22 protein-coding genes, 1 tRNA gene and 2 pseudogenes are annotated in these 22,103 nt (G+C 69.2%); 19 read left to right on the top strand and 6 right to left on the bottom strand.

The genetic code is table 11. From position 1 onward, the window contains the following. Nucleotides 1-4 precede the first annotated feature (4 nt). Both QAA18_RS00470 and uvrA read right to left on the bottom strand, forming a co-directional pair. A complete protein-coding gene (locus tag QAA18_RS00470) occupies nt 5-355 on the bottom strand; it encodes a thioesterase family protein (RefSeq protein WP_343226727.1) in 351 nt (116 codons plus the stop codon). Further along, nucleotides 259-3,288 (bottom strand): annotated as a pseudogene (gene uvrA / locus QAA18_RS00475) (excinuclease ABC subunit UvrA). The gene QAA18_RS00470 and the pseudogene uvrA overlap by 97 nt, the downstream one beginning before the upstream one ends. A gap of 311 nt (nt 3,289-3,599) precedes the next feature. Here uvrA and rplU point away from each other — a divergent pair. The 3 genes from rplU (at nt 3,600) to obgE (ending at nt 5,436) form a co-directional block, all read left to right on the top strand. After that, complete coding sequence (gene rplU / locus QAA18_RS00480; protein ID WP_279410174.1) at nt 3,600-3,926, top strand: 50S ribosomal protein L21; 327 nt, start codon at nt 3,600-3,602, stop codon at nt 3,924-3,926. A 12-nt stretch (nt 3,927-3,938) separates the two neighbouring features. Next, nucleotides 3,939-4,199, top strand: a complete 261-nt coding sequence (gene rpmA / locus QAA18_RS00485; RefSeq protein WP_279410176.1) for a 50S ribosomal protein L27 — start codon at nt 3,939-3,941, stop codon at nt 4,197-4,199. A 169-nt stretch (nt 4,200-4,368) separates the two neighbouring features. After that, nucleotides 4,369-5,436, top strand: coding sequence for a GTPase ObgE (obgE, locus tag QAA18_RS00490; protein WP_279410177.1), 1,068 nt, complete (start codon nt 4,369-4,371; stop codon nt 5,434-5,436). A 71-nt stretch (nt 5,437-5,507) separates the two neighbouring features. Here the strand turns inward: obgE and rpsT are convergent, their stop codons facing one another. Beyond that, a complete protein-coding gene (rpsT, locus tag QAA18_RS00495; RefSeq protein WP_279410178.1) occupies nt 5,508-5,777 on the bottom strand; it encodes a 30S ribosomal protein S20 in 270 nt (89 codons plus the stop codon). Between the two features lie 116 nt (nt 5,778-5,893). Between rpsT and murJ the strand changes: the two genes are divergently transcribed. From murJ to ispH, 5 genes are read left to right on the top strand one after another with little or no spacing between them, the layout of a single operon-like run. Next, a complete protein-coding gene (gene murJ / locus QAA18_RS00500) occupies nt 5,894-7,513 on the top strand; it encodes a murein biosynthesis integral membrane protein MurJ (RefSeq protein WP_279410180.1) in 1,620 nt (539 codons plus the stop codon). A 51-nt stretch (nt 7,514-7,564) separates the two neighbouring features. Beyond that, nucleotides 7,565-8,524: a bifunctional riboflavin kinase/FAD synthetase gene (locus tag QAA18_RS00505; RefSeq protein WP_279410182.1), complete on the top strand. Its 960-nt coding sequence runs from the start codon at nt 7,565-7,567 to the stop codon at nt 8,522-8,524. 59 nt (nt 8,525-8,583) lie between these two features. Further along, nucleotides 8,584-11,406, top strand: coding sequence for an isoleucine--tRNA ligase (ileS, locus tag QAA18_RS00510; protein WP_279410211.1), 2,823 nt, complete (start codon nt 8,584-8,586; stop codon nt 11,404-11,406). Further along, nucleotides 11,406-11,900, top strand: coding sequence for a signal peptidase II (gene lspA, locus QAA18_RS00515; RefSeq protein ID WP_279410184.1), 495 nt, complete (start codon nt 11,406-11,408; stop codon nt 11,898-11,900). The genes ileS and lspA overlap by 1 nt, the downstream gene beginning before the upstream one ends. Nucleotides 11,901-11,915: 15 nt before the next feature. Next, nucleotides 11,916-12,866 carry a 4-hydroxy-3-methylbut-2-enyl diphosphate reductase gene (gene ispH / locus QAA18_RS00520; RefSeq protein ID WP_279410185.1) on the top strand — a complete coding sequence of 317 codons (951 nt, stop codon included), beginning with the start codon at nt 11,916-11,918 and terminating at the stop codon, nt 12,864-12,866. A 3-nt stretch (nt 12,867-12,869) separates the two neighbouring features. On the opposite strand, the gene QAA18_RS00525 is transcribed toward ispH, so the two are convergent. Beyond that, the gene (locus QAA18_RS00525; RefSeq protein WP_279410186.1) at nt 12,870-13,103 is read right to left on the bottom strand and encodes a hypothetical protein; all 234 of its coding nucleotides are present in this window, start codon (nt 13,101-13,103) and stop codon (nt 12,870-12,872) included. Nucleotides 13,104-13,175: 72 nt separating this feature from the next. Between QAA18_RS00525 and QAA18_RS00530 the strand changes: the two genes are divergently transcribed. From QAA18_RS00530 to radA, 4 genes are all read left to right on the top strand, one after another. Next, nucleotides 13,176-13,251 (top strand) — tRNA-Thr (locus tag QAA18_RS00530). A gap of 136 nt (nt 13,252-13,387) precedes the next feature. Next, complete coding sequence (locus QAA18_RS00535) at nt 13,388-13,738, top strand: PadR family transcriptional regulator (RefSeq protein WP_279410188.1); 351 nt, start codon at nt 13,388-13,390, stop codon at nt 13,736-13,738. Beyond that, nucleotides 13,735-14,676: a hypothetical protein gene (locus tag QAA18_RS00540; RefSeq protein WP_279410189.1), complete on the top strand. Its 942-nt coding sequence runs from the start codon at nt 13,735-13,737 to the stop codon at nt 14,674-14,676. Before QAA18_RS00535 ends, QAA18_RS00540 begins: the two co-directional genes overlap by 4 nt. 9 nt (nt 14,677-14,685) lie before the next feature. Next, nucleotides 14,686-16,083, top strand: a complete 1,398-nt coding sequence (radA, locus tag QAA18_RS00545) for a DNA repair protein RadA (RefSeq protein ID WP_279410191.1) — start codon at nt 14,686-14,688, stop codon at nt 16,081-16,083. A 6-nt stretch (nt 16,084-16,089) separates the two neighbouring features. Here the strand turns inward: radA and ccsA are convergent, their stop codons facing one another. Then, a complete protein-coding gene (ccsA, locus tag QAA18_RS00550; protein ID WP_279410192.1) occupies nt 16,090-16,872 on the bottom strand; it encodes a cytochrome c biogenesis protein CcsA in 783 nt (260 codons plus the stop codon). Nucleotides 16,873-16,950: 78 nt separating this feature from the next. Here ccsA and ffh point away from each other — a divergent pair, with 78 nt between their 5' ends. The 7 genes from ffh (at nt 16,951) to QAA18_RS00585 (ending at nt 21,725) form a co-directional block, all read left to right on the top strand. Further along, nucleotides 16,951-18,312, top strand: a complete 1,362-nt coding sequence (gene ffh, locus QAA18_RS00555) for a signal recognition particle protein (RefSeq protein ID WP_279410194.1) — start codon at nt 16,951-16,953, stop codon at nt 18,310-18,312. Next, on the top strand, nt 18,312-19,019 hold the full coding sequence (locus QAA18_RS00560; RefSeq protein ID WP_279410196.1) for a VIT family protein: 708 nt from the start codon (nt 18,312-18,314) through the stop codon (nt 19,017-19,019). Before ffh ends, QAA18_RS00560 begins: the two co-directional genes overlap by 1 nt. A 78-nt stretch (nt 19,020-19,097) precedes the next feature. Beyond that, nucleotides 19,098-19,352: a 30S ribosomal protein S16 gene (gene rpsP / locus QAA18_RS00565; RefSeq protein ID WP_279410197.1), complete on the top strand. Its 255-nt coding sequence runs from the start codon at nt 19,098-19,100 to the stop codon at nt 19,350-19,352. A gap of 59 nt (nt 19,353-19,411) precedes the next feature. After that, nucleotides 19,412-19,945, top strand: a complete 534-nt coding sequence (gene rimM / locus QAA18_RS00570; RefSeq protein WP_279410198.1) for a ribosome maturation factor RimM — start codon at nt 19,412-19,414, stop codon at nt 19,943-19,945. Then, on the top strand, nt 19,945-20,730 hold the full coding sequence (gene trmD, locus QAA18_RS00575) for a tRNA (guanosine(37)-N1)-methyltransferase TrmD (RefSeq protein ID WP_279410199.1): 786 nt from the start codon (nt 19,945-19,947) through the stop codon (nt 20,728-20,730). Before rimM ends, trmD begins: the two co-directional genes overlap by 1 nt. 109 nt (nt 20,731-20,839) lie before the next feature. After that, complete coding sequence (gene rplS / locus QAA18_RS00580) at nt 20,840-21,256, top strand: 50S ribosomal protein L19 (protein WP_279410201.1); 417 nt, start codon at nt 20,840-20,842, stop codon at nt 21,254-21,256. A gap of 58 nt (nt 21,257-21,314) precedes the next feature. Beyond that, nucleotides 21,315-21,725 (top strand): RNA-binding S4 domain-containing protein, encoded by a 411-nt coding sequence (locus tag QAA18_RS00585; protein WP_279410202.1) that lies wholly within the window; start codon nt 21,315-21,317, stop codon nt 21,723-21,725. Nucleotides 21,726-21,743: 18 nt separating this feature from the next. Here the strand turns inward: QAA18_RS00585 and QAA18_RS00590 are convergent. After that, nucleotides 21,744-22,103, bottom strand: a pseudogene (locus tag QAA18_RS00590) (DNA mismatch repair protein MutS); the annotation flags it as partial.

A 22,103-nucleotide genomic window follows, 5' to 3' on the forward strand; every position in this document is an offset into this window, starting at 1 on the left:
GTCCTCAGCCGGATGCGACTTCCCGCACCGCTTCGGGCAACGGGACCGGCTTGCCGCTGGCCCGGTCGATCCAGACCATCACCACGTGGCCGTCGGCATGCAGCACCTTGTCGTCGGCCGACACCACGCGGTGGCCGATGGTCACGCTCGTATTGCCCACGCGCTCGGCGAACAGTTCGACCACGATTTCCGACGGATACGGGATCGGCGCCTTGTAGTTGATCTGCACTGCCGCCAGCAATGGCGCGATCGCGTCGGTCACCCACGGCTTGTCCAGTCCCATGAACCAGCGGATGCGTGCTTCCTCGAGGTAGGTGAGGAAGTTGGAATTGTTGACGTGGTCGAACGCGTCCAGGTCGCGCCAGCGCGGCGTGACCGGGTGGCGGTAGAGCACGGGAACCGGGTCGTTCATGCGGCGGATTTCCTTTTCTTCTTGCCCGTTTCCACGCCCAGCGTGCGGGCGAGGAACTGGCCGGTGTAGGACTGCTCCATCTTCGCCAGCTGCTCGGGCGTGCCTTCGGCGATGATCATGCCGCCGCGATGGCCGCCTTCCGGGCCGAGGTCGACGATCCAGTCGGCGGTCTTGATCACGTCCAGGTTGTGTTCGATCACCACGATGGTGTTGCCGTCGTCGCGGAGCTTGTGCAGGACCGCCAGCAGGTGCTCGATGTCGTGGAAGTGGAGGCCCGTGGTCGGCTCGTCGAGGATGTACAGCGTGCGCCCGGTGTCGCGGCGCGACAGCTCCTTCGACAGCTTGACGCGCTGCGCCTCGCCGCCGGACAGCGTGGTTGCGCTCTGCCCGAGCTTGACGTAGCTCAGCCCGACGTCGACCAGCGTTTCGAGCTTGCGCGCGATCGACGGCACCGGTTCGAACAGCTTGAGCGCATCCTCGATCGTCATCTCCAGCACATCGTGGATGCTGTGGCCCTTGTACAGGATCTCCAGCGTCTCGCGGTTGTAGCGCTTGCCCTGGCAGACGTCGCAGGGCACGTACACGTCCGGCAGGAAGTGCATCTCGACCTTGATCAGGCCGTCGCCCTGGCAGGCTTCGCAGCGGCCGCCGCGTACGTTGAAGCTGAAGCGGCCGGGCGCGTAGCCGCGCGCACGCGCCTCTGGCACCTGGGCGAACAGCTCGCGCAGCGGCGTGAACAGCCCGGTGTAGGTGGCCGGGTTGCTGCGCGGCGTACGCCCGATCGGCGACTGGTCGATGTCCACGACCTTGTCGAACAGGTCGAGGCCTTCCACCGAGCGGTACGGTGCGGGCTTGTGCGAGGCGCCGTTGATCTCGTTGGCGGCCAGCGCGTAGAGCGTGTCGTTGATCAGGGTCGACTTGCCCGAACCGGACACGCCGGTGATCGCGGTGAACAGCCCGGCCGGGATCGACAGGTCGACGCTCTTGAGGTTGTTGCCGCTGGCGCCTTCGATCCGCAGCATGAACTTCGGGTCGGCGCGATGGCGGCGGGCGGGCACCTCGATCCTGCGCTTGCCGGACAGGAACTGGCCGGTCACCGAACGCGGCGACTTGAGCACCTGTTCGTAGCTGCCCTGGGCGACCACCTCGCCGCCGTGCACGCCCGCGCCCGGGCCGATGTCGACGATGTGGTCGGCCAGGCGGATCGCGTCCTCGTCGTGCTCGACCACGATCACCGTGTTGCCGAGGTCGCGCAGGCGGGTGAGGGTGCCGAGCAGGCGTTCGTTGTCGCGCTGGTGCAGGCCGATGGACGGCTCGTCGAGCACGTACATCACCCCGACCAGGCCGGCACCGATCTGCGAGGCCAGGCGGATGCGCTGGGCTTCGCCGCCCGACAGGGTGTCGGCCTTGCGCTCCAGGGTCAGGTAATCCAGGCCGACATCGACCAGGAAGGTGAGCCGCTCGCGGATCTCCTTGACGATCTTGGCCGCGACCTCGCCGCGCCAGCCGGGCAGCTCGAGCTTGCCGAAGAACGCCAGCGCCTCGTCGATCGGCAGCACCACCACCGAATGCAGCGGGGTCTCGCCGACGAACACGTTACGAGCGCTGCGGTTCAGGCGTGCGCCGCCGCACTCGGTGCACGGCTGTTCGCTGATGTACTTGGACAGTTCCTCGCGCACCGCTGCCGATTCGGTCTCGCGGTAGCGGCGCTCGAGGTTGGGAATGATGCCCTCGAACTTGTGCCGGCGCTGGCTGCGCCCGCCGCCGTCGGTGAGGTAGGTGAAGTTGATCAGCTCGCCCTTGCTGCCGTAGAGGATCGCCTCCTGCACGTACTCGTCCAGGTCCTGCCAGGGCAGGTCGACGCTGAAGGCGTAGTGCCTGGCCAGCGAGGCGATGAGCTGGAAGTAGTAGGCGTTGCGGCGGTCCCAGCCGCGCACGGCGCCGGCGGCCAGCGACAGCTCCGGGTGCACGACCACGCGCGACGGATCGAAGAACTCCGATACGCCCAGGCCGTCGCAGGACGGGCAGGCGCCCATCGGCGCGTTGAAGGAGAACAGGCGCGGCTCGAGTTCCGGCAGCGAGTAGTCGCACACCGGGCAGCTGTACTTGGACGAGAACAGCATCGGCGGCGCCGCGGCGTCGTCGAGCGACTGCACGATGGCCATGCCGTCGCCCAGCTTGAGCGCGGTCTCGAAGCTTTCGCTCAGGCGCTGCTGCAGGTCCTCGCGCACCTTGAAGCGGTCGATCACCGCCTCGATCGTGTGCTTCTGGCGCAGGGCCAGCGGCGGCACCGCGTCGATCTCGTGCGGCTCGCCGTCCACGCGCACGCGCACGAAGCCCTGGGCGCGCAGCTGCTCGAACACCTGCACGTGCTCGCCCTTGCGCTCGCGGATCACCGGTGCCAGCAGCATCCAGCGCTGCTCGGCCTTCGCCGGGTCCTTGTGCATCGCCAGCACCTGGTCGACCATCTGGCTGACCGTCTGCGCCTCCAGCGGGTAGCCGTGGTCCGGGCAGCGCGGGATGCCGACCCGCGCGTACAGCAGGCGCAGGTAGTCGTAGATCTCGGTGATCGTGCCCACCGTCGATCGCGGGTTGTGCGAGGTCGACTTCTGCTCGATGGAGATCGCCGGCGACAGGCCCTCGATGTGGTCGACGTCAGGCTTCTCCATCACGCTCAGGAACTGCCGGGCGTAGGACGAGAGCGATTCGACGTAGCGGCGCTGGCCCTCGGCATAGATGGTGTCGAAGGCTAGCGAGGACTTGCCCGACCCGGACAGCCCCGTGATCACGATCAGCTTGTCGCGCGGCAACTCGAGATCGATGTTCTTGAGGTTGTGCGTCCGTGCGCCGCGGATGCGGATGGTGTCCATCGCCATGGGGGAACTGGCCTCGGGCTGCGGGTGGGGGTGGGCGCCGGCGGGACCGGAAGCCAACAAGGGAGCGTAACGAGCCTCCGATCTGGGGGCAAACCGGGGTGTCCTCCAGTGTGCCCCGGGGCCGTCGCAGACCCTGCGACGGGCACGATTCATGTAGGGCCGGCCTCCCTGGGCCCGGGTAGGGGGGGCAGTTGACCGTAACCGCCTGAAACCCCTACAATTCCGCTTCTGTCCGGCCTCGATGCCGCGGCAGCAAAGAAGAACTACAGAAGATCCATGGCCCGACGGGCCCGAAATCAGGAAACGCAATCATGTACGCAGTACTGGTCACCGGCGGTAAGCAATACCGCGTGATGGAAGGCGAGACGCTCCGCGTCGAGCTGCTCGGCGAGCACGAGGCCGGCAAGGAGATCACGTTCGACAACGTGCTCATGCTCGGCGACAGCGACGGCATCAAGGTCGGCGACGCGCTCAAGGGCGCCAGCGTCACCGCCAAGGTCGTCGGCCACGGCCGCGCCGACAAGGTCCGCATCGTCAAGTTCCGCCGCCGCAAGCACCATCGCAAGCAGATGGGCCACCGGCAGCATTACACCGAAATCCAGATCACCGGGATCTCCGGATCCGGTTCGAAGAAGTAAGGAGAAGCAGCCATGGCACATAAAAAGGGCGTAGGTTCCTCGCGCAACGGCCGCGACTCCAACCCGAAGTACCTCGGCGTGAAGATGTACGGCGGCCAGGCCATCGAGGCCGGCAACATCATCGTTCGCCAGCGCGGCACCCAGTTCCACCCGGGTCCGGGCGTCGGCCTCGGCCGCGACCACACCCTGTTCGCGCTGGTCGACGGCACCGTCGACTTCTCGATCAAGGGTGCGAAGAAGCGCCGCACCGTGAGCGTCGTGCCTGCCGCCTGATGGTGGTGGCCACTGCGCCGTGAGGAGCCCCGCTTCGGCGGGGTTTCTTGTTTGTGAAGCCGGGAATGAGGGGAGTAAAGGGAATGAAGGGAATGGTTGATCCCTTGTGTCCGCACGCTCCCTTACACTGCCCATTCCCCTCATTCCCCATTCCCCTCATTCCCGCCCTATGAAGTTGGTCGACGAAGCTGAAATCACCGTCACTGCCGGCAACGGCGGCAACGGCTGCGTGGGCTTCCGGCGCGAGAAGTTCATCCCGCTGGGCGGGCCGGACGGCGGCGACGGCGGCAAGGGCGGGGACGTCTGGCTGCTGGCCGACGAGAACCTCAACACCCTGGTCGACTTCCGCCACCAGCGCCAGTTCAAGGCTCAGCGCGGCGAAAACGGCATGGGCAGCCAGATGTACGGCAAGGGCGGCGAGGACAAGGTCATCACCGTTCCGGTGGGCACGGTGGTGGTCAACGTCGACACCGACGAGGTGATCGGCGACCTGACCCGCCACGGCGAGCGCCTGCTGGTGGCGCGCGGCGGCAAGGGCGGGCTGGGCAACATGCACTTCAAGAGCTCGACCAACCGTTCGCCGCGGCAGTCGACGCCGGGCGAGGAAGGCGAGCAGCGCGTGCTCAAGCTCGAGCTGAAGCTGCTGGCCGACGTCGGCCTGCTCGGCTTCCCCAACGCCGGCAAGAGCACCTTCATCCGCGCGGTCTCGGCGGCGACGCCGAAGGTCGCGGACTATCCGTTCACCACCCTGTACCCGAACCTGGGCGTGGTCAGCGTCGAGCCCCACCGCAGCTTCGTCATCGCCGACATCCCCGGCCTGATCGAGGGCGCGGCCGAAGGCGCCGGCCTGGGCGCGCAATTCCTGCGCCACCTCCAGCGCACCCGGCTGCTGCTGCACCTGGTGGACATCGCGCCGATGGAAGGCGGGGTGGAAGGGGTGACCGCGGTCGAGCAGGTGCGTGCGATCGAGCGCGAGCTCGGCCGCCACGATCCGGAGCTGCTGGAAAAGCCGCGCTGGCTGGTCCTCAACAAGGCCGACCTGATGTTCGAGGACGAGGCGCGCGCCGCCGCCGGGGCGGTGGTCGCCGAGCTCGGCTGGACCGGGCCCTGGTACCTGGTATCGGCGATCTCGCGCGAAGGCACCTGGCCCATCATGCTCGACGTGCAGGCGTTCTTCGACCGGCTGCGCGAAGAGCAGGCCGAAGCCGCGCAAGACGACGCGTGGCGGCCGGCGTGACAGGCAACAAAAAACCCGGCCTGTGCCGGGTTTTTCGCGTGCGGCGCGTGCCTGGTTGCCCAGGCGGCTGCTTACGCGGCCTGCAGCGCCTTGATGCGCGCGGTCAGGCGGCTCTTGTGGCGGGCGGCCTTGTTGCGGTGGATCAGGCCACGCGCGCTGAAGCGGTCGAGGATCGGCTGGGCGACGTCGAACGCGGCCTTGGCGCCGGCGGCGTCGTTGGCGTCGATCGCCTTGAGCACCTTCTTGACGGCGGTGCGCAGCATCGAACGCTGGGCGGCGTTGCGGGCATTGCGCACGACGGCCTGCTTGGCGCGCTTCTTGGACGACTTGATGTTGGCCACTGGGAATCCTGGAAACTTGGTGTGTTGAAGGGTGTTGGGGTCTGGGCGGCCACGGGTTTCGGCCCGGGCAGACAGGAAAGTATGGGCGATTCATGGACTTGCGTCAAGATATGAGCATGGATCGCAAGCCAGGCCTGTTGCGCTCGACCGCAGTGTTCAGCTCGGTCACCTTCCTGTCCCGGATCACCGGCCTGGTCCGGGACCAGGTCTATGCGGCCGTGTTCGGGGCCAGCCCGGCCATGGACGCCTTCGTGGTCGCCTTCCGGATCCCGAATTTCATGCGCCGGCTCTCGGCCGAAGGCTCGTTCTCGATGGCCTTCGTCCCGGTCCTGGCCGAATACAAGGCCCGCGGCGACCACGCCGCGGTCAAGGCCCTGGTCGACCGGGTCGCCGGCACGCTGCTGGCGGCGCTGATGGTGGTCACCGGGCTGGCGGTGCTGGCCGCGCCCTGGATCATGCCCCTGTTCGCCCCGGGATTCGGGGCCGGCACGCCGCAGGGCGACCTCGCCGCGACCATGTTGCGGATCACCTTCCCGTACGCGCTGTTCATTTCGCTGGCGGCGCTGGCCGGCGGCATCCTGAACACCTGGGGCCGGTTCGCCGTGCCCGCGCTCAGCCCGGTGCTGATGAACCTGGCGATGATCGCCGCCGCGCTGGCGCTGGCGCCGTTCATGGACGAGCCGGTGATGGCCCTGGCCTGGGGCGTGCTGGCTGCCGGCGTGCTGCAGCTGGCGGTGCAATTGCCGTCGCTGGCCAGGCTCGGGTTGCTGCCGCGCCCACGCCCGGGATTCGCCGACCCCGGCGTGCGCAGGATCATGAAGCTCATGGTGCCGACCCTGTTCGGCGCCTCGGTCACCCAGGTGAACCTGCTGCTCAACACCATCGTCGCTTCGTTCCTGATCGGCGGCAGCGTGACCTGGCTGTACTACTCGGACCGGTTGCTGGAATTCCCGCTGGGGATGTTCGGCGTCGCGGTGGGCACCGTGATCCTGCCGCACCTGTCGGGACGCCACGCCTCGACCGATCCGGACGGCTTTTCGAGGGCGCTCGACTGGGGTTTCCGGCTGTGCCTGCTGATCGGCATCCCCGCCGCACTGGGCCTGATCCTGTGCGCCGAGCCGCTGGTCGCGGCGCTGTTCCAGCATGGCGCCTTCGTCGCCAGCGACACCGCCATGACCCGGCTGAGCCTCGTCGCCCAGGCCACCGCGGTGCCCGCGTTCCTGCTGGTGAAGGTGCTGGCGCCGGCGTTCTACTCGCGCCAGGACACGCGCACGCCGGTAAAGGCCGCCCTTGTGGCGGTGATCGGCAACCTGCTGTTCACGGTGCTGCTGATGTCGGCACTGCTGCTGTTCACCGATGCGGGCCAGGCGGCGATGGCCGCCACCGATGGCGACATGCTCGAGGCGCTGGGCCGCGTGCCCGGCGCGCACGCCTGCCTGGCGCTCGCTATCGGCCTGGCCGGATGGCTCAACGCGCTGCAGCTGTGGTGGTACCTGCGGCGCGCGGCGGTGTACACGGTGCAGCCCGGGTGGGGACGCTTCCTGCGCCAGCTGCTGGTCGCCACGGCGGCCATGGGCGCGGTGGTCGTCGCGATGCTCGGGCTGTGGCAGGACTGGACGACGTGGCCCTGGTGGGAACGGTTGTGGCGGCTGCTGGTGGTCGTGGGAGCGGGCGCGGCGGCCTATGCGTCGCTATTGTGGATCCAGGGCATTCGCCTGCGTGACCTGCGCCATTGAGCCGGCATTGAGCGCGGGCCGGCGCAGCGCGCCGCTATACTTCAGGCATCCATGAACCGCCTGTTCCGCGACTTCCAAGGCGGGCCGACGTGCCCGCAGGGCAGCGTGGCCTGCATCGGTGCCTTCGATGGCCTGCACCTGGGCCACCAGGCGCTGCTGCGCCACGCCGCCGCGCGCGCCCGCGCGCTGGGCGTGCCGATGACCGCGCTGAGCTTCGAGCCGCTGCCGCGCGAGTTCTTTGCCAGGCCGGTACCGCCGCGCTTGCTGCTGCCGCGTGCCCGCGTGCTCGGGCTGTGGGAACTGGGTGCCGACGTGGTCGGCCTGCTGCGCTTCAACGCGCGCATGGCGGCGACGAGCGCGGAAAGTTTCGTCCACGACCTGCTGGTCGAACGCCTGCGCGTGCGCGAGGTCTGGGTCGGCCCGGGATTCCGTTTCGGCCGCCAGCGCGGCGGCGACCTGGTGACGCTGCAGCGGCAGGGCAGGCAGCACGGATTCGAGGCGGGCGAGATCGAGCCGGTCCTGCTCGACGGCGAGCGCGTTTCCAGCACGCGCATCCGCGCGGCGCTGCGCGACGGCGACTTCGCCACCGCCACGCGCCTGCTCGGGCGCCCGTATGCGATCGGCGGACACGTCGTGCGCGGCGCGCAGCTCGGGCGCAGCCTCGGCTTCCCCACCGCGAACCTGCGTTTCGGCGGCAAGGTGCCCGCGCTGTCCGGCGTGTTCGCCACGCGCGTGCATGGCGTCGGCCCGGAGCCGTGGCCGTCGGTGTCGAGCTTCGGCACCCGGCCGACGGTGCAGGGCAGCAACGAACCGCTGCTCGAAGCGCACCTGTTCGACTTCGAGGGCGACCTGTACGGGCGCCGCATCGAAGTCGAGTTCGTCGCGCGCCTGCGCGATGAACTGAAGTTCGACGACCTGCCGGCCCTGGTCGCGCAGATGCACCTCGACGCGCGCCAGGCGCGCGACATCCTCCGCAACGATACCGCTACAAGGACAAGGGCCTACGCGTGAGCGAACAGGACACCAACCGCTACAAGGCCACGATCCACCTGCCGGCCACCGATTTCCCGATGCGCGGCGACCTGCCGAAGCGCGAACCGCTGGCGCTCGCGCGCTGGGAATCGGAAGGGCTGTACGCACGGATCCGCGAGCAGGCGAAGGGTCGCCCGCAGTGGGTCTTCCACGACGGCCCGCCGTACGCCAACGGCGCGATCCACCTGGGCCATGCGGTCAACAAGGTGCTCAAGGACGCGGTGGTCAAGTCGCGGCTGATGGCCGGCTACGACGCACCGTTCGTACCGGGCTGGGATTGCCACGGCCTGCCGATCGAGCTCGTCGTGGAGAAGAAGTTCGGCAAGGTCGGCGACAAACTCGATGCCGCGCAGTTCCGGGCCAAGTGCCGCGAATACGCCACGGAACAGATCGACCTGCAGCGCAAGGATTTCAAGCGGCTGGGCGTGGTCGCCGACTGGGAGAATCCCTATCGCACGATGGACCTGGCCTACGAGGCAGACATCCTGCGCTCGCTGGCGCGCATCGTCGAGCGCGGCCATCTCGCACGCGGGGTGAAGCCGGTGTACTGGTGCTTCGACTGCGGCTCGGCGCTGGCCGAAGCGGAGATCGAATACCACGACAAGCAGTCGCCGGCGATCGACGTGGCCTACGCGGCGCGCGACGCGAAGGCGCTGGCGGCGCGGTTCGGCGTCGGGATCGATGACGACACCGTGGTCGCCGCGCCGATCTGGACCACCACGCCGTGGACGCTGCCGGCAAGCCTGGCGATCAGCATCGGACCCGAGCTCGCGTACGTGCTGGTGGAAGGTCCGCGCACCGCCGACGGCCGGCGTCGCCTGCTGGTGTTGGCCGAGGCCTTGGCCGCGCGTGCGCTGCAACGCTATGGCGTCGACACCACCACCGTGCTCGGCCAGCCGGTGCAGGGCGCCGCGCTGGAAGGCGCGGTGCTCGCCCATCCGTTCTATGCGTCGCGCGATATCCCGCTGATACTGGGCGACCATGTGTCGGCCGAGGACGGCACCGGCCTGGTGCACACCGCGCCCGGTCACGGCCAAGACGACTTCGCGGTCGGACAGAAGTACGGGCTGGTGGAGAAGTACGGCGCCGCCGAACTCAATCCCGTGGACGGCCGCGGCGTGTACCTGCCGTCGACGCCGCCGGCGGGCGACGTGGTGCTCGCCGGCAACCACATCTGGAAGGCGAACGCGATCCTCGTCGAGCTGCTGCGCGGCAACGGTGCGCTGCTGGCGCACGAGGACATCCGCCACAGCTATCCGCATTGCTGGCGCCACCGCACGCCGGTCGCGTTCCGCGCCACGCCGCAATGGTTCATCGCCATGGACCAGGCGGGCCTTCGCCGTGACGCGCTGGCCGCGATCGACGGCGTGCAGTGGGTGCCGGAGTGGGGCAAGGCGCGCATCGCCAACATGGTCGAAGGCCGGCCGGACTGGACCATCAGCCGCCAGCGCACCTGGGGCGTGCCGATCGCGCTGTTGTACGACCGCGAAACCGGCGAGCCGCACCCGGACACCCCGGCGCTGATGCGCAAGGTCGCCGACCTGATCGAGCGCGAAGGCGTCGATGCCTGGTACTCGCTCGACCCCGCCACCCTGATCGGCGACGACGCGTCGCGCTACGAGAAGGTCACCGACATCCTCGACGTCTGGTTCGACTCCGGCACCAGCCACGCCTGCGTGCTTGAGCGTCGGCCGCAGGACGCGCTGCACAAGCCGGCGGACCTGTACCTGGAAGGTTCGGACCAGCATCGCGGCTGGTTCCAGTCCTCGCTGCTCACCGGCGTGGCCATGGACGGCGCGGCACCGTATCGCGCCTGCCTGACCCACGGCTTTACCGTGGACGCGCAGGGCCGCAAGATGTCGAAGTCGCTGGGCAACGGCATCGAGCCGCAGGAGATCATCAAGACCCTGGGCGCGGACATCCTGCGCCTGTGGATCCTGTCCACCGATTTCCGCAACGAGATGTCGCTGTCGCAGGAGATCCTGAAGCGCACGGCCGACAACTACCGCCGCATCCGCAACACCGCGCGCTTCCTGCTCGGCAACCTGCACGGCTTCGATCCCTCGAAGCATGCGGTGGCGCCGCAGGACATGGTCGCGCTGGACCGCTGGATCGTGCACCGTGCGCATGAACTGCAGGAAGCGGTCAAGGCCGACTACGAGGCCTACGACTTCGCTTCGATCGTGCAGGCGCTGGCCAATTTCTGCAGCGTCGACCTCGGTTCGCTGTACCTGGACGTGACCAAGGACCGCCTGTACACGATGCAGGAGGATTCGCAGGGCCGGCGCAGCGCGCAGACCGCGATGTACCACGTCGCCGAGGCGATGGTGCGCTGGATCGCGCCGATCCTGTCGTTCACCGCCGACGAGATGTGGGGCTACCTGCCCGCGCAGGCCGGCGGGTCGCGCGAAGGCAACGTATTGTTCTCGACCTGGTACGACGGGCTGGCGCCGCTGCCGGCCGATGCGCCGCTGTCGGCGGCCGGTTTCGAGCGCCTGCTCGACCTGCGCGAGGACGTGGCCAAGGTGCTCGAGCCGATGCGCGCGGCCGGCGAGATCGGCGCTGCCCTGGATGCGGAGATCACGCTGGCCTGCAACGCGGACGACCGCAAGTGGCTGGCGCCGTTCGTGGACGAGTTGCGGTTCCTGCTGATCAGCGGTGACGTGGTCGTGGTCGATGCCGATGCCGATGCCGATGCAGGCAGGGGGATCGCGGCTTCCGCCGCTCCTACCGCCAAGCCGAAGTGCGTGCGCTGCTGGCAACGGCGTGCGGACGTGGGGGCGGACGCGGCGCATCCGGAGATCTGCTCGCGCTGCGTGTCGAACGTCGAAGGTCCGGGCGAAACCCGGAGGTGGTTCTGATGGCCGCGGTGAAGCCCAACGCACTGCCCTGGCTCGGCCTGTCGGCCGTGGTGCTGGTGCTTGACCAGCTGAGTAAGCTGTGGGTATTGCGCAGCCTGCCGGAATTCCAGGCGATCCCGGTCATCGACGGGTTCTGGAACTGGTATCGCACCTACAACACCGGCGCGGCATTCAGCTTCCTGAGCGACGCAGGCGGTTGGCAGCAATTCCTGTTCGCCGGGCTGGCGGTGGTGATCTGTTCGGTGCTGGGGTGGTGGCTGTCGCGCACCCCGCGCGGCGACTGGCGCACGGCGCTGCCGTTCGCGCTGGTGATCGGTGGGGCCGTCGGCAATGTCATCGATCGGCTGCAGCACGGCCACGTCGTGGACTTCATCCAGTGGCACTGGCGCGACCATTACTGGCCGGCCTTCAACATCGCCGACGCGGCGATCGTCGGCGGCGCCATCGGCATCGTCCTGTTCGGCCTGCTGGAGCGCAAGCCGAAGCCTGCCTAGGGCTACAATGCCCCCATGGACATCGTCCTCGCCAACCCCCGCGGTTTCTGCGCCGGTGTCGACCGCGCGATCGAGATCGTCAAGCGCGCCCTCGACAGCCTCGGCGCGCCGATCTACGTGCGCCACGAAGTGGTCCACAACCGCTACGTGGTCGACGAGCTCAAGCACCGTGGCGCGGTGTTCGTCGAGGAACTGCATGAAGTGCCCGACGGCGCCACCGTGATCTTCAGCGCGCACGGCGTGTCGCAGGCGGTGCGCGCCGAAGCCGACCGCCGCGGCCTGAAAGTGTTCGACGCCACCTGCCCGCTGGTGACCAAGGTCCACCTCGAGGTCGCGCGCCAATGCCGCGCCGGCCGCGACATGGTCCTGGTCGGCCACGCCGGCCATCCGGAGGTCGAGGGCACGATGGGGCAGTGGCGCCGCGAGCCCGGGGCGGGCGAGATCTACCTGGTCGAGAACCTGGAGGACGTCGCCGCGCTGCGGGTCGCGCAGCCCGACAACCTCGGCTACACCACCCAGACCACGCTCTCGGTCGACGACACCCGCGGCATCATCCAGGCGCTGAAGGAGCGGTTCCCGCAGATCCAGGGGCCGCGCAACGACGACATCTGCTACGCCACCCAGAACCGCCAGGACGCCGTGCGCGAGCTGTCGCGGCAATGCGACCTGGTGCTGGTGGTCGGTTCGCCCAACAGCTCCAACTCCAACCGCCTGCGCGAACTGGCCCAGCGCGAGGGCGTCGAGGCCTACCTGATCGACGGCGCGGTCGAGATCGACCCGCGCTGGATCGCCGGCCGCCAGCACATCGGCGTCACCGCCGGCGCCTCGGCGCCGGAGGTGCTGGTGCGCGGCGTGATCGAGCGCCTGCAGCAGCTCGGGGCCGTCTCGGTGCGCGAACTCGACGGCGAGCCCGAGGACATGGTGTTCGCGCTGCCGCGGGAGTTGCGGCTGCAACTGGTCGACTGAGCCTCAATCCGTATCGTTCTTGCGCGCGCCGCGCAGGTTCATGGCGAACAGGCCCGCCTGCAGGGCGATCAGTGCCCAAGCCTGGTCGTGCCAGCCCCAGCCCACCCAGAGGATGTTGCTGGCGACGAACCACCAGAAGCCCAGTTCCCGGCGCCGCTTCTGTTTCGAGCCCACCAGCCACGCGGCGAACAGGGTCACGGTCATGGCCGGCCATTGCAGCAGATCGATCCAGTCCATGGCCGGGAGGCTAGATGAACCGGTGTGCGCGTCTGGTGGACCAGCCCGCAAGCCGCTAGAATTGGCCGCTTCGCCGGAATAGCTCAGTTGGTAGAGCGGCGCATTCGTAATGCGTAGGTCGTAGGTTCGATTCCTATTTCCGGCACCAGGTTCCGTTCTGGAATATCGCGCCCCGTGCAGCCTTGCACGGGGCGTTTTTTTTGATCTGGTCCTTATCTGGCTACTGTGCTTGACATGGTATGCGGCGCTATGTACTGTTTGCGAAACAGTAGCCGGAGAGGGGCATGGCAACCAGCCACGGACCCAGCAAAAACAGTGATATAGGGCAGGTCGAGCTGCGCCGCGGGGTGCTGGTGCTGGCCGTGCTCAGCCAGCTGCGCCACCGCCAGTACGGCTATTCGTTGCGCCAGGCCCTGGCCGACGGCGGCATGCCGGTGGAGGAGGGAACCCTGTATCCGCTGCTGCGCCGGCTGGAGGCGCAGGGCCTGCTGGCCAGCGAGTGGGACACCGGCACGGCGCCGCCGCGCCGCTATTACCGCCTCAACGCCGAGGGCAAGCGCGCCCTGGCCGAACTTGCCGATGCCTGGCGCGCCCAGGTCGAAGCCGTCGAAGGATTCCTGGGGGACGAACGATGAACGCGAACGATGTGATCGAATCCTATGTGCGCGATGTCGCGCGCTACCTGCCGCGCGACAAGCGCAACGACGTCGCGATGGAGCTGCGTGCGCTGCTGCATGAGGAGCTCGGGGCGAGGGCAGCGGCGGCCGGCAGGCCGGCCGACCGCGCGCTGGCGATGGAACTGCTCGCCGATTTCGGGCGGCCGGTACAGGTCGCTACCCGTTACCACCCGCGCAATCCGCTAATCGAGCCGGAGGACAACCACAACTTCGCGATCTGGACCGTGGTCGGCATCCTGGCGCTAGCGGTGCACAACGACGGGCAGGCGGAAATGCAGTGGCTGGAAGCCATGCACTGGATCGGCATCATGTTCGTGGTGTTCGCGATGATCGGCTGGGCCCGGCGGCGCCAGCCTGCAGGCAAGTTCGGCTGGCGCCCGCGCACGCAGGACAAGCCTGCCCACGGCGGTCGCTGGCCCGCGCTGCTCGCCGCCGCCGGAACGGTGGTGTTCCCGCTCGCGTTGTACCTGTCGCCGCAGGCGTACTGGGACGCGGCGACGTTCGGCAGGGGCGTCGCCGGAGGCCTGCTGCAGACGCCGGAGTTCCTCGACAGCTGGCAGCGCACGGCCACCATCGGCTGGTTCGTACTGGTCGTCGCCAACTACCTGGTGGTCGGGGTGCAGGACGGATGGAAGCGCTGGAACCGCCAGCTCAGCCTGGTCGCCCATGTCGGCCTCGGCCTGATGTTGCTCGCCCACGCCGCGCCGCTGGTGACGCTGCTCGACCGCGAGCCGTTCGCGATCTTCGTGGCCGCTGGCGCGGACGAGGTCGCGCGCCCCTGGTTCGGCGTCGCTGCCGCCATCACCCTGCTGAGCACGCTGTACGAGATGTACCGGGAGTGGGTGCGGGTCGAGCCGGCGCCCGCCGTCTCCCCGGATGCGACGGCCGCGCGATAAAGTGTGGCGATGAAGACAGCGGGCAAGGCGGTCAAGGCGAAGGTTGCGTACGTCTGCGGCGAGTGCGGCGGCGAACACAACAAGTGGCAGGGCCAATGCGCCGAATGCGGCGCCTGGAACACGCTGTCGGAGATCGTGCTGGAGTCGGCGGCCGCACAGAAGTCGCCGGCTTCGCGCCGCGCGAGCTGGGCCGGCAAGGTCGATGCGCCGAAGGTGACGCCGCTGGGTGAGGTGCGGCATCAGGAAGACGCGCGCGTATCCACCGGCATCGGCGAGTTCGACCGGGTGCTGGGCGGCGGCCTGGTCGAGGGCGCAGTGGTGCTGGTCGGCGGCGATCCTGGCATCGGCAAGTCGACCCTGCTGCTGCAGGCGGTGGCCAAGATGGCGGCGACCTTGCCCGGCCTGTACGTGACCGGCGAGGAATCGCTGGCACAGGTCGCCGGGCGCGCGTCGCGCCTGGGACTGCCTGTCGACGGCGTGCATGCGCTGGCCGAAACCGGCATCGAGCGCATCCTCGAGCACGCCGCGGCGATGCGCCCGCGCATGATCGTCGCCGACTCGGTGCAGACGCTGTGGACCGAGTCGCTGACCGCGGCACCCGGCTCGGTGAGCCAGGTGCGCGAGTCGGCCGCGCGCCTGGTGCGTTATGCCAAGGAGACCGGGACCGCGGTTTTCCTGGTCGGCCACGTCACCAAGGAAGGCGGCATCGCCGGCCCGCGCGTGCTCGAGCACATGGTCGATGCGGTGCTGTATTTCGAGGGCGAATCGGGCTCGCGCTTCCGCGTGCTGCGCGCGTTCAAGAACCGTTTCGGCGCGGTCAACGAACTGGGCGTGTTCGCCATGGGCGAGCAGGGCCTGAAGGAAGTGCCCAATCCGTCGGCGATCTTCCTCTCCGGCGGCAGCCTGCGGCAGCCCGGCAGTTGCGTGATGGTCACGCGCGAAGGCACCCGCCCCCTGCTGGTCGAGGTGCAGGCCCTCGTCGACGCGTCGCCGCTGTCGAACCCGCGCCGCGTCGCAGTCGGCCTGGAGCAGAACCGGCTGGCCATGCTGCTGGCGGTGCTGCACCGACACGGGGGCATCGGCGTGTCCGACCAGGACGTGTTCGTCAACGTGGTCGGCGGCATCCGACTGCAGGAGACGGCGGCCGACCTGCCGGTGCTGCTGGCCGTGCTGTCGTCGCTGCGCGACCGGCCGCTGCCGGACAAGACCATTGCGTTCGGCGAGGTCGGGCTGTCAGGCGAGATCCGTCCGGTGCCCAATGGCGAGGAACGCCTGAAGGAAGCCGCGACCCACGGCTTCAAGCGCGCGATCGTGCCACGCGCCAACGTGCCCAAGGGCGGCAGCTTCAAGGGGCTGGAGATCGTCGCGGCAGAGAAGCTCGCCGACGCGATCGACGCGATCGTCTAGCGTCTCCTAGCGGTGCAGGACCAGCTCCAGGACGAACTTGCTGCCGAAGAAGGCCAGCACCAGCAGGGCCATGGCCACCAAGGTCCAGCCGGCGGCGGTGCGCCCGCGCCAGCCGCGCAGCCAGCGCCCCAGCAGTAGGCCTCCGAACACCAGCCAGGACAGCACGCTGAGCACCGTCTTGTGGACCAGGTGCTGGGCCAGCAGGTCTTCGACGAACAGCACGCCGGTCAGCAGCGTCGCGGTGAGCAGGGCGAAACCCACGGCGACGGTGCGGAACAGCAGCGATTCCAGTTCGGTCAGCGGGGGCAGGGCGAAGCGCCAGCGGCCGAACTGGTGGCGGCGCAACGCGCGATCCTGCAACCACAGCATTACCGCCAGCAGCGCGGCGACGGCCAGGGTGGCGTAAGCCAGCAACGCGCACCACGCATGCAGCTGCAGGCGCCAGTCGAGCACTTCGACCACGTGGTGGCCATACCCGGCGTAGCCAGCCAGCGTCGCCGCGGCGACCGGATATCCGACCACGCCCAGGGCAGCCATGCGCCCGCCCGCACCGACCACGCTGGTGAGCGCGGCCATGCCCAGGCCGACGAGGGACAGCGCTGCGAAGAAATGCATGTCGGCGCCGCCGCTGTTGCGCCAGGCCAGCAGGTGCACGCCGGCATGCAGCAACACGGCAACGCCGGCGACGGCGAGCCAGGTCCATCCTTCGCGCGAGTCGCGCCGCAGGTCCACCACCAGCAGCACGGTTGCGACGAGATAGGCCGCCTGGGCGATGAGAACCATTGTCATCGGCAAAGTGTCGCATGAAGCGGGGCCGGTGGAAGCGGCCGGCTATAATCGACGGCCGTTTTCTCCTGTCGGACCCCCATGTTCGAATCCCTGACCCAGCGCCTGTCCGGCACCATCGAGCGCGTCCGCGGCCGTGGCCGGCTAACCGAATCCAACATCACCGAAGCCCTGCGCGAGGTGCGGATCGCGCTGCTCGAGGCCGACGTCGCTCTGCCCGTGGTCCAGGCCCTGATCCAGCGCATCAAGGTGCGTGCGATCGGCCAGGAAGTGCTGAAGTCGCTGACCCCGGGCCAGGCCCTGATCAAGGTCGTGCGCGACGAGCTGACCCTGGTGATGGGCGCATCGGCCAGCGAGCTGGACCTCAACGTGCCGGCGCCGGCGGTGGTGCTGATGGCCGGCCTGCAGGGCGCGGGCAAGACCACCACGGCGGCCAAGCTCGCGCGGCACCTGAAGGAGCGGCGCAAGAAGAAGGTCATGGTGGTCAGTGCCGACGTGTACCGCCCGGCCGCGATCGAACAGCTGAAGACGCTCGCCGCGCAGGTCGGGGTGCAGTTCTTCCCGTCGGACGTCTCGCAGAAGCCCGAGGCCATCGTGCGCGCTGCGATTGCCGACGCACGCAAGTCCTTCATCGACGTGCTGATCGTCGACACCGCCGGCCGCACCAGCATCGACGACGCGATGATGGCGGAGATCAAGGCGTTGCACGCGGCGGTGTCGCCGGTCGAGACCCTGTTCGTGGTCGACTCGATGACCGGCCAGGACGCAGCCACCACCGCGAAGCACTTCGGCGAAGCGCTGCCGCTGACCGGCGTGGTCCTGACCAAGACCGACGGCGACGCCCGCGGCGGCGCCGCGCTGAGCGTCCGCTACATCACCGGCAAGCCGATCAAGTTCATCGGCACCGGCGAAAAGACCGACGGGCTGGACGTGTTCCATCCCGACCGCGTCGCCAGCCGCATCCTCGACATGGGCGACGTGCTGTCGCTGGTCGAGCAGGTCGAGCAGCAGGTCGACAGGGACAAGGCGCAGAAGCTGGCCGAGAAAGTGGCCAAGGGCAAGCGCTTCGACCTCAACGACATGAAGGACCAGCTCGAGCAGATGCAGAACATGGGCGGCCTGGCCGGGCTGATGGACAAGCTGCCCGGCGTCGGCCAGATCCCGGACGCGGTCAAGGCCCAGGTCACCGGCAGGGAAGTGCCGCGGATGGTGGCGATCATCAACTCGATGACGAAGAAGGAGCGTCGCAACCCGGCACTGCTGAACGGCTCCCGGCGCAAGCGTATCGCGGCCGGCTCGGGCCTGACCCCCGCGGACGTCAACAAGCTGCTGAAGCAGTACCAGCAGATGGAAAAGATGATGGCGAAGATGGGCCGCGGGGGCATGAAGGGCCTGATGCGCGGCATGCAGGGCATGATGGGCGGCGGGATGCCGTTCCGCTGATGCGCCGCGGCCAGCACCCGCCCGAGCGGCACCGCGGCGGCCACGCCGGATGGTTGCGGGCCGCGGTGCTGGGCGCGAACGACGGCATCGTTTCTACCGCGAGCCTGGTCGTGGGCATGGCGGCTGCGGGCGCGGCGCACGGGCAGTTGCTGCTAGCGGGCATGGCCGGCCTGGTGGGCGGGGCGATGTCCATGGCTGCCGGCGAATACGTGTCGGTCAGCTCGCAGTCCGATGCCGAGCACGCCGACCTGGCCAAGGAGCGGCGCGAACTGCGCGAATTCCCCGAGGGCGAGCACCGCGAGCTGGTGGGCATCTATGTGGAGCGCGGCCTCGAGCCGGCGCTGGCCGAGCAGGTCGCCACGCAGTTGGCCGCGCACGATGCGCTCGGCGCGCACGCGCGCGACGAGCTGGGCATCACCGAGAACCTGCGTGCGCGCCCCCTGCAGGCGGCGCTCGCCTCGGCGGCTGCGTTCGCGACGGGTGCGCTGCTGCCGATCGTGGTCGTCATGATCGCGCCGCAGTCCGGAGCAGGCGGCTGGGTCACCGGATTCTCGCTGGCCTGCCTGGCGGTCCTGGGCGGCCTGGCGGCAGTGGTCGGAGGCGCCCCGGCCTGGCGCGGAGCCGCCCGGGTCGTGGCCTGGAGCGCGCTGGCCATGGGTTTCACCGCACTGGTCGGACGGCTGTTCGGGGTGGCGATCGCCGGTTGAGTGCAAGACGCCCCGGCAATGGGTTAAAATTGCCGGCTTACCCTGCCATCCCGGCAGCTGGGCAACACCGAGAGCACCATGGTCAAGATCCGCCTTACCCGTGGCGGCGCCAAGAAGCGCCCCTTCTACCACATCATCGTCACCGACAGCCGCAGCGCCCGCGACGGCCGCAACATCGAGCGCGTCGGTTACTTCAACCCGGTCGCCTCGGGCGCCGAGAAGCGCGTCGAGCTCGATGCCGCGCGCATCGAGCACTGGCTGGGCCATGGCGCGCAGATGAGCGACAAGGTCGCCGACCTGTACAAGGCGAGCAAGGCCGCCGCCGCGGCCTGACCCCCGGGGCCGCGCGCTGCGCGGCCCGTGTTCCCCCGCTTTTCCTGGATACATCCACGATGAAGGCGCCGTCCGCGCAGGAGACCGCTTCGCCGAAGCGCGTGCTCCTGGGCCGGATCCACGGCGCCTTCGGCGTGCGTGGCGAACTCAAGCTCGAGTCCTTCACCGATCCGGCGCGCGGCATCTTCCGCTACCAGCCATGGATCCTGCGCACCCCGCAGGGCGCCGAGCGCGAGCTCGAGGGCGCACGCGGGCGCGAGACCGCCAAGGGCATCGTCGCCACGCTTCCCGGCGTCGAGGACCGCGATGCCGCCGACGCGATGCGCGGCACCGAAGTGTGGGTGCCGCGCTCGGCGTTGCCGCCGCCCGGCGCCGACGAGTACTACTGGGTCGACCTGGAGGGCCTGCGCGTGGCCACCGTGGAAGGCGTCGCCCTCGGCGCCGTCTCGCACCTGTTCTCCACCGGCGCCAACGACGTGCTGGTGGTGCAGGGCGAGCGCGAACGCATGATCCCGTTCCTGCAACCCGACTACATCCGTTCGGTGGACTTCGATGCCGGCCTGGTCGTCGTCGACTGGGACCCGGACTTCTGATGCGCATCGACGTCGTCAGCCTGTTTCCCGAGTTCGTCGAGCAGATGGCCGGCCATGGCGTGGTCGGGCGCGCGGTCGAACGCGGGCTGTTGTCGGTGCACGGTTGGAATCCGCGCGACCACGCCGAGGGCAGCTACCGCCGGGTCGACGACCGGCCGTTCGGCGGCGGCCCCGGCATGGTGATGATGGTCGACCCGCTGCGCGCCTGCCTGGCCGCGGTGCGCGCTGCCGACCCGGTGCCGGCGCACGTGGTCTACCTCAGCCCGCAGGGGCGGCGCCTGGACCAGGCGCGGGTGCGTGCCCTGGCCGGGCGCGAGCGCCTGGTCCTGCTGTGCGGTCGCTACGAAGGCATCGACGAGCGCCTGGTCGCGGCCGAGGTCGACGAGGAGATCTCCATCGGCGACTACGTTCTGTCCGGCGGAGAGCTGCCGGCGGCGGTGCTGGTGGACGCCGTGGCGCGGCTGCAGGAGGGCGCCCTGAACGACGCGGAGTCGGCGGCCCAGGACAGTTTCGAGTCCGGCCCTGACGGCCAGCGCCTGCTCGACTGCCCGCACTACACCAGGCCGGTCGAGCATGCCCTGGGCAAGGTCCCGGAGGTGCTGCTGTCGGGCAACCATGCGGCCATTGCCCGCTGGCGGCGGCAGCAGGCCCTGGGCCGGACCTGGCTGCGGCGCCCGGACCTGGTCGACCCCGAGGCCCTGTCCCGGACCGACCGGGCCCTGCTCGAGGAGTTCCTCGACCAGGCGGCCGGAGCCGGTGACAGCGGGGGGAAAACCCCGCTATAATTCGCGGCTTAGCTCCACCCAGCGGTACCGAAGCCAAGACGCGGGTCCACGTGCACTCGCGCTTACAACAGCCCCGGAACATCCAGGGCACACCAACAGGCAAACACCAATGAACAAGCCCTCGCTCCACACGCTGCTGCAGAACTTCGAAACCGAACAGGTCCAGCGCGAGCTGCCCACCTTCGGCCCGGGCGACACCGTCGTCGTCAACGTCAAGGTCAAGGAAGGCAACCGCGAACGCGTCCAGGCCTATGAAGGCGTGGTCATCGGCAAGAAGAACGCCGGCCTCAACTCGTCGTTCACGGTGCGCAAGATCTCGCACGGCTACGGCGTGGAGCGCGTATTCCAGACCCACAGCGCGGCCATCGACTCGGTGCAGGTCAAGCGCCGCGGTGCGGTGCGCGCGGGCAAGCTGTACTACCTGCGTGGCCTGGAAGGCCGCAAGGCGCGCATCAAGGAAGACCTGGCCGGCAACGCCAAGGCCAAGGCCGAGGCGGCCGCCGCCGCCGCTGCTGCCGCCGAGTAAGCTCGCGCAGCAGGCAATCCGCGACGGCCGCCCCAGGGCGGCCGTTTGCGTTTCCGACATGACCCCGTATTCCTCCGAACAGCACGACACCGTCCGCCTCGACCTGTGGCTGTGGGCGGCGCGCTTCTACAAGACCCGCAGCCTGGCGCGGCACGCGATCCAGACCGGCAAGGTCGAGGTGGATGGGCAACGCGCCAAGCCGGCCCGTTCGCTGCGCGGCGGCGAGGCCCTGCGCGTGGAGCGCGCGGGCGAGATCTTCGAGGCGACCGTGCTCGCCCTGAGCGACACGCGCGGCCCGGCCAGCGTGGCGCAGACGCTTTATTCGGAAAGCGACGAATCGCGCGCACGGCGCGCGGAACTGCGTGCGCAACGCGCCGCCGAACGCGCCGGCTACCAGGCGCCCGATCACAAGCCCGACAAGCGCGCCCGCCGCCTCATCCGCGCCCTCGGCGACATCGACGCGACGTAGGAGCGGCTGCCGCCGCTCCTACGACAGGGCCTTGAGGCGGTAGAGGGCTTCGAGGGCCTGCTTCGGGGTGAGCTCGTCGGGGTCGAGCGCGGCAAGCGCCTCGAGCGCGGCCGACGACGGCGAGAACAGGCCGATCTGCTGCGGCGCGTCCAGCGCCTGCGCGGTCATCGGCATCGACGGCGCATCGCGGTTCTGCGCCTCGAGTTCGGCCAGCCGCGCGCGCGCCTGGCGCACCACGGTCTTCGGCAGGCCCGCGAGCGCGGCCACCTGCAGGCCGAAGCTGCGGTCGGCGGGGCCGTCCTTGACCGCATGCATGAACACCAGCGACTCGGTGCCGTCCTGCGCGCGATGCTCGACCGCGTCCAGGTGCACGTTGGC

It is taken from the genome of Luteimonas sp. 8-5 (genome assembly GCF_029763755.1).
In the GTDB taxonomy this organism is placed as follows: domain Bacteria; phylum Pseudomonadota; class Gammaproteobacteria; order Xanthomonadales; family Xanthomonadaceae; genus Cognatiluteimonas.

Coding starts and splice junctions, on each gene's coding strand:
- rplU (WP_279410174.1), top strand. CDS start 3,600: ATGTACGCAGTACTGGTCACCGGCGGTAAGCAATACCGCGTGATGGAA.
- rpmA (WP_279410176.1), top strand. CDS start 3,939: ATGGCACATAAAAAGGGCGTAGGTTCCTCGCGCAACGGCCGCGACTCC.
- obgE (WP_279410177.1), top strand. CDS start 4,369: ATGAAGTTGGTCGACGAAGCTGAAATCACCGTCACTGCCGGCAACGGC.
- murJ (WP_279410180.1), top strand. CDS start 5,894: ATGGATCGCAAGCCAGGCCTGTTGCGCTCGACCGCAGTGTTCAGCTCG.
- QAA18_RS00505 (WP_279410182.1), top strand. CDS start 7,565: ATGAACCGCCTGTTCCGCGACTTCCAAGGCGGGCCGACGTGCCCGCAG.
- ileS (WP_279410211.1), top strand. CDS start 8,584: ATGCGCGGCGACCTGCCGAAGCGCGAACCGCTGGCGCTCGCGCGCTGG.
- lspA (WP_279410184.1), top strand. CDS start 11,406: ATGGCCGCGGTGAAGCCCAACGCACTGCCCTGGCTCGGCCTGTCGGCC.
- ispH (WP_279410185.1), top strand. CDS start 11,916: ATGGACATCGTCCTCGCCAACCCCCGCGGTTTCTGCGCCGGTGTCGAC.
- QAA18_RS00525 (WP_279410186.1), bottom strand. CDS start 13,103: ATGGACTGGATCGATCTGCTGCAATGGCCGGCCATGACCGTGACCCTG.
- QAA18_RS00535 (WP_279410188.1), top strand. CDS start 13,388: ATGGCAACCAGCCACGGACCCAGCAAAAACAGTGATATAGGGCAGGTC.
- QAA18_RS00540 (WP_279410189.1), top strand. CDS start 13,735: ATGAACGCGAACGATGTGATCGAATCCTATGTGCGCGATGTCGCGCGC.
- radA (WP_279410191.1), top strand. CDS start 14,686: ATGAAGACAGCGGGCAAGGCGGTCAAGGCGAAGGTTGCGTACGTCTGC.
- ccsA (WP_279410192.1), bottom strand. CDS start 16,872: ATGACAATGGTTCTCATCGCCCAGGCGGCCTATCTCGTCGCAACCGTG.
- ffh (WP_279410194.1), top strand. CDS start 16,951: ATGTTCGAATCCCTGACCCAGCGCCTGTCCGGCACCATCGAGCGCGTC.
- QAA18_RS00560 (WP_279410196.1), top strand. CDS start 18,312: ATGCGCCGCGGCCAGCACCCGCCCGAGCGGCACCGCGGCGGCCACGCC.
- rpsP (WP_279410197.1), top strand. CDS start 19,098: ATGGTCAAGATCCGCCTTACCCGTGGCGGCGCCAAGAAGCGCCCCTTC.
- rimM (WP_279410198.1), top strand. CDS start 19,412: ATGAAGGCGCCGTCCGCGCAGGAGACCGCTTCGCCGAAGCGCGTGCTC.
- trmD (WP_279410199.1), top strand. CDS start 19,945: ATGCGCATCGACGTCGTCAGCCTGTTTCCCGAGTTCGTCGAGCAGATG.
- rplS (WP_279410201.1), top strand. CDS start 20,840: ATGAACAAGCCCTCGCTCCACACGCTGCTGCAGAACTTCGAAACCGAA.
- QAA18_RS00585 (WP_279410202.1), top strand. CDS start 21,315: ATGACCCCGTATTCCTCCGAACAGCACGACACCGTCCGCCTCGACCTG.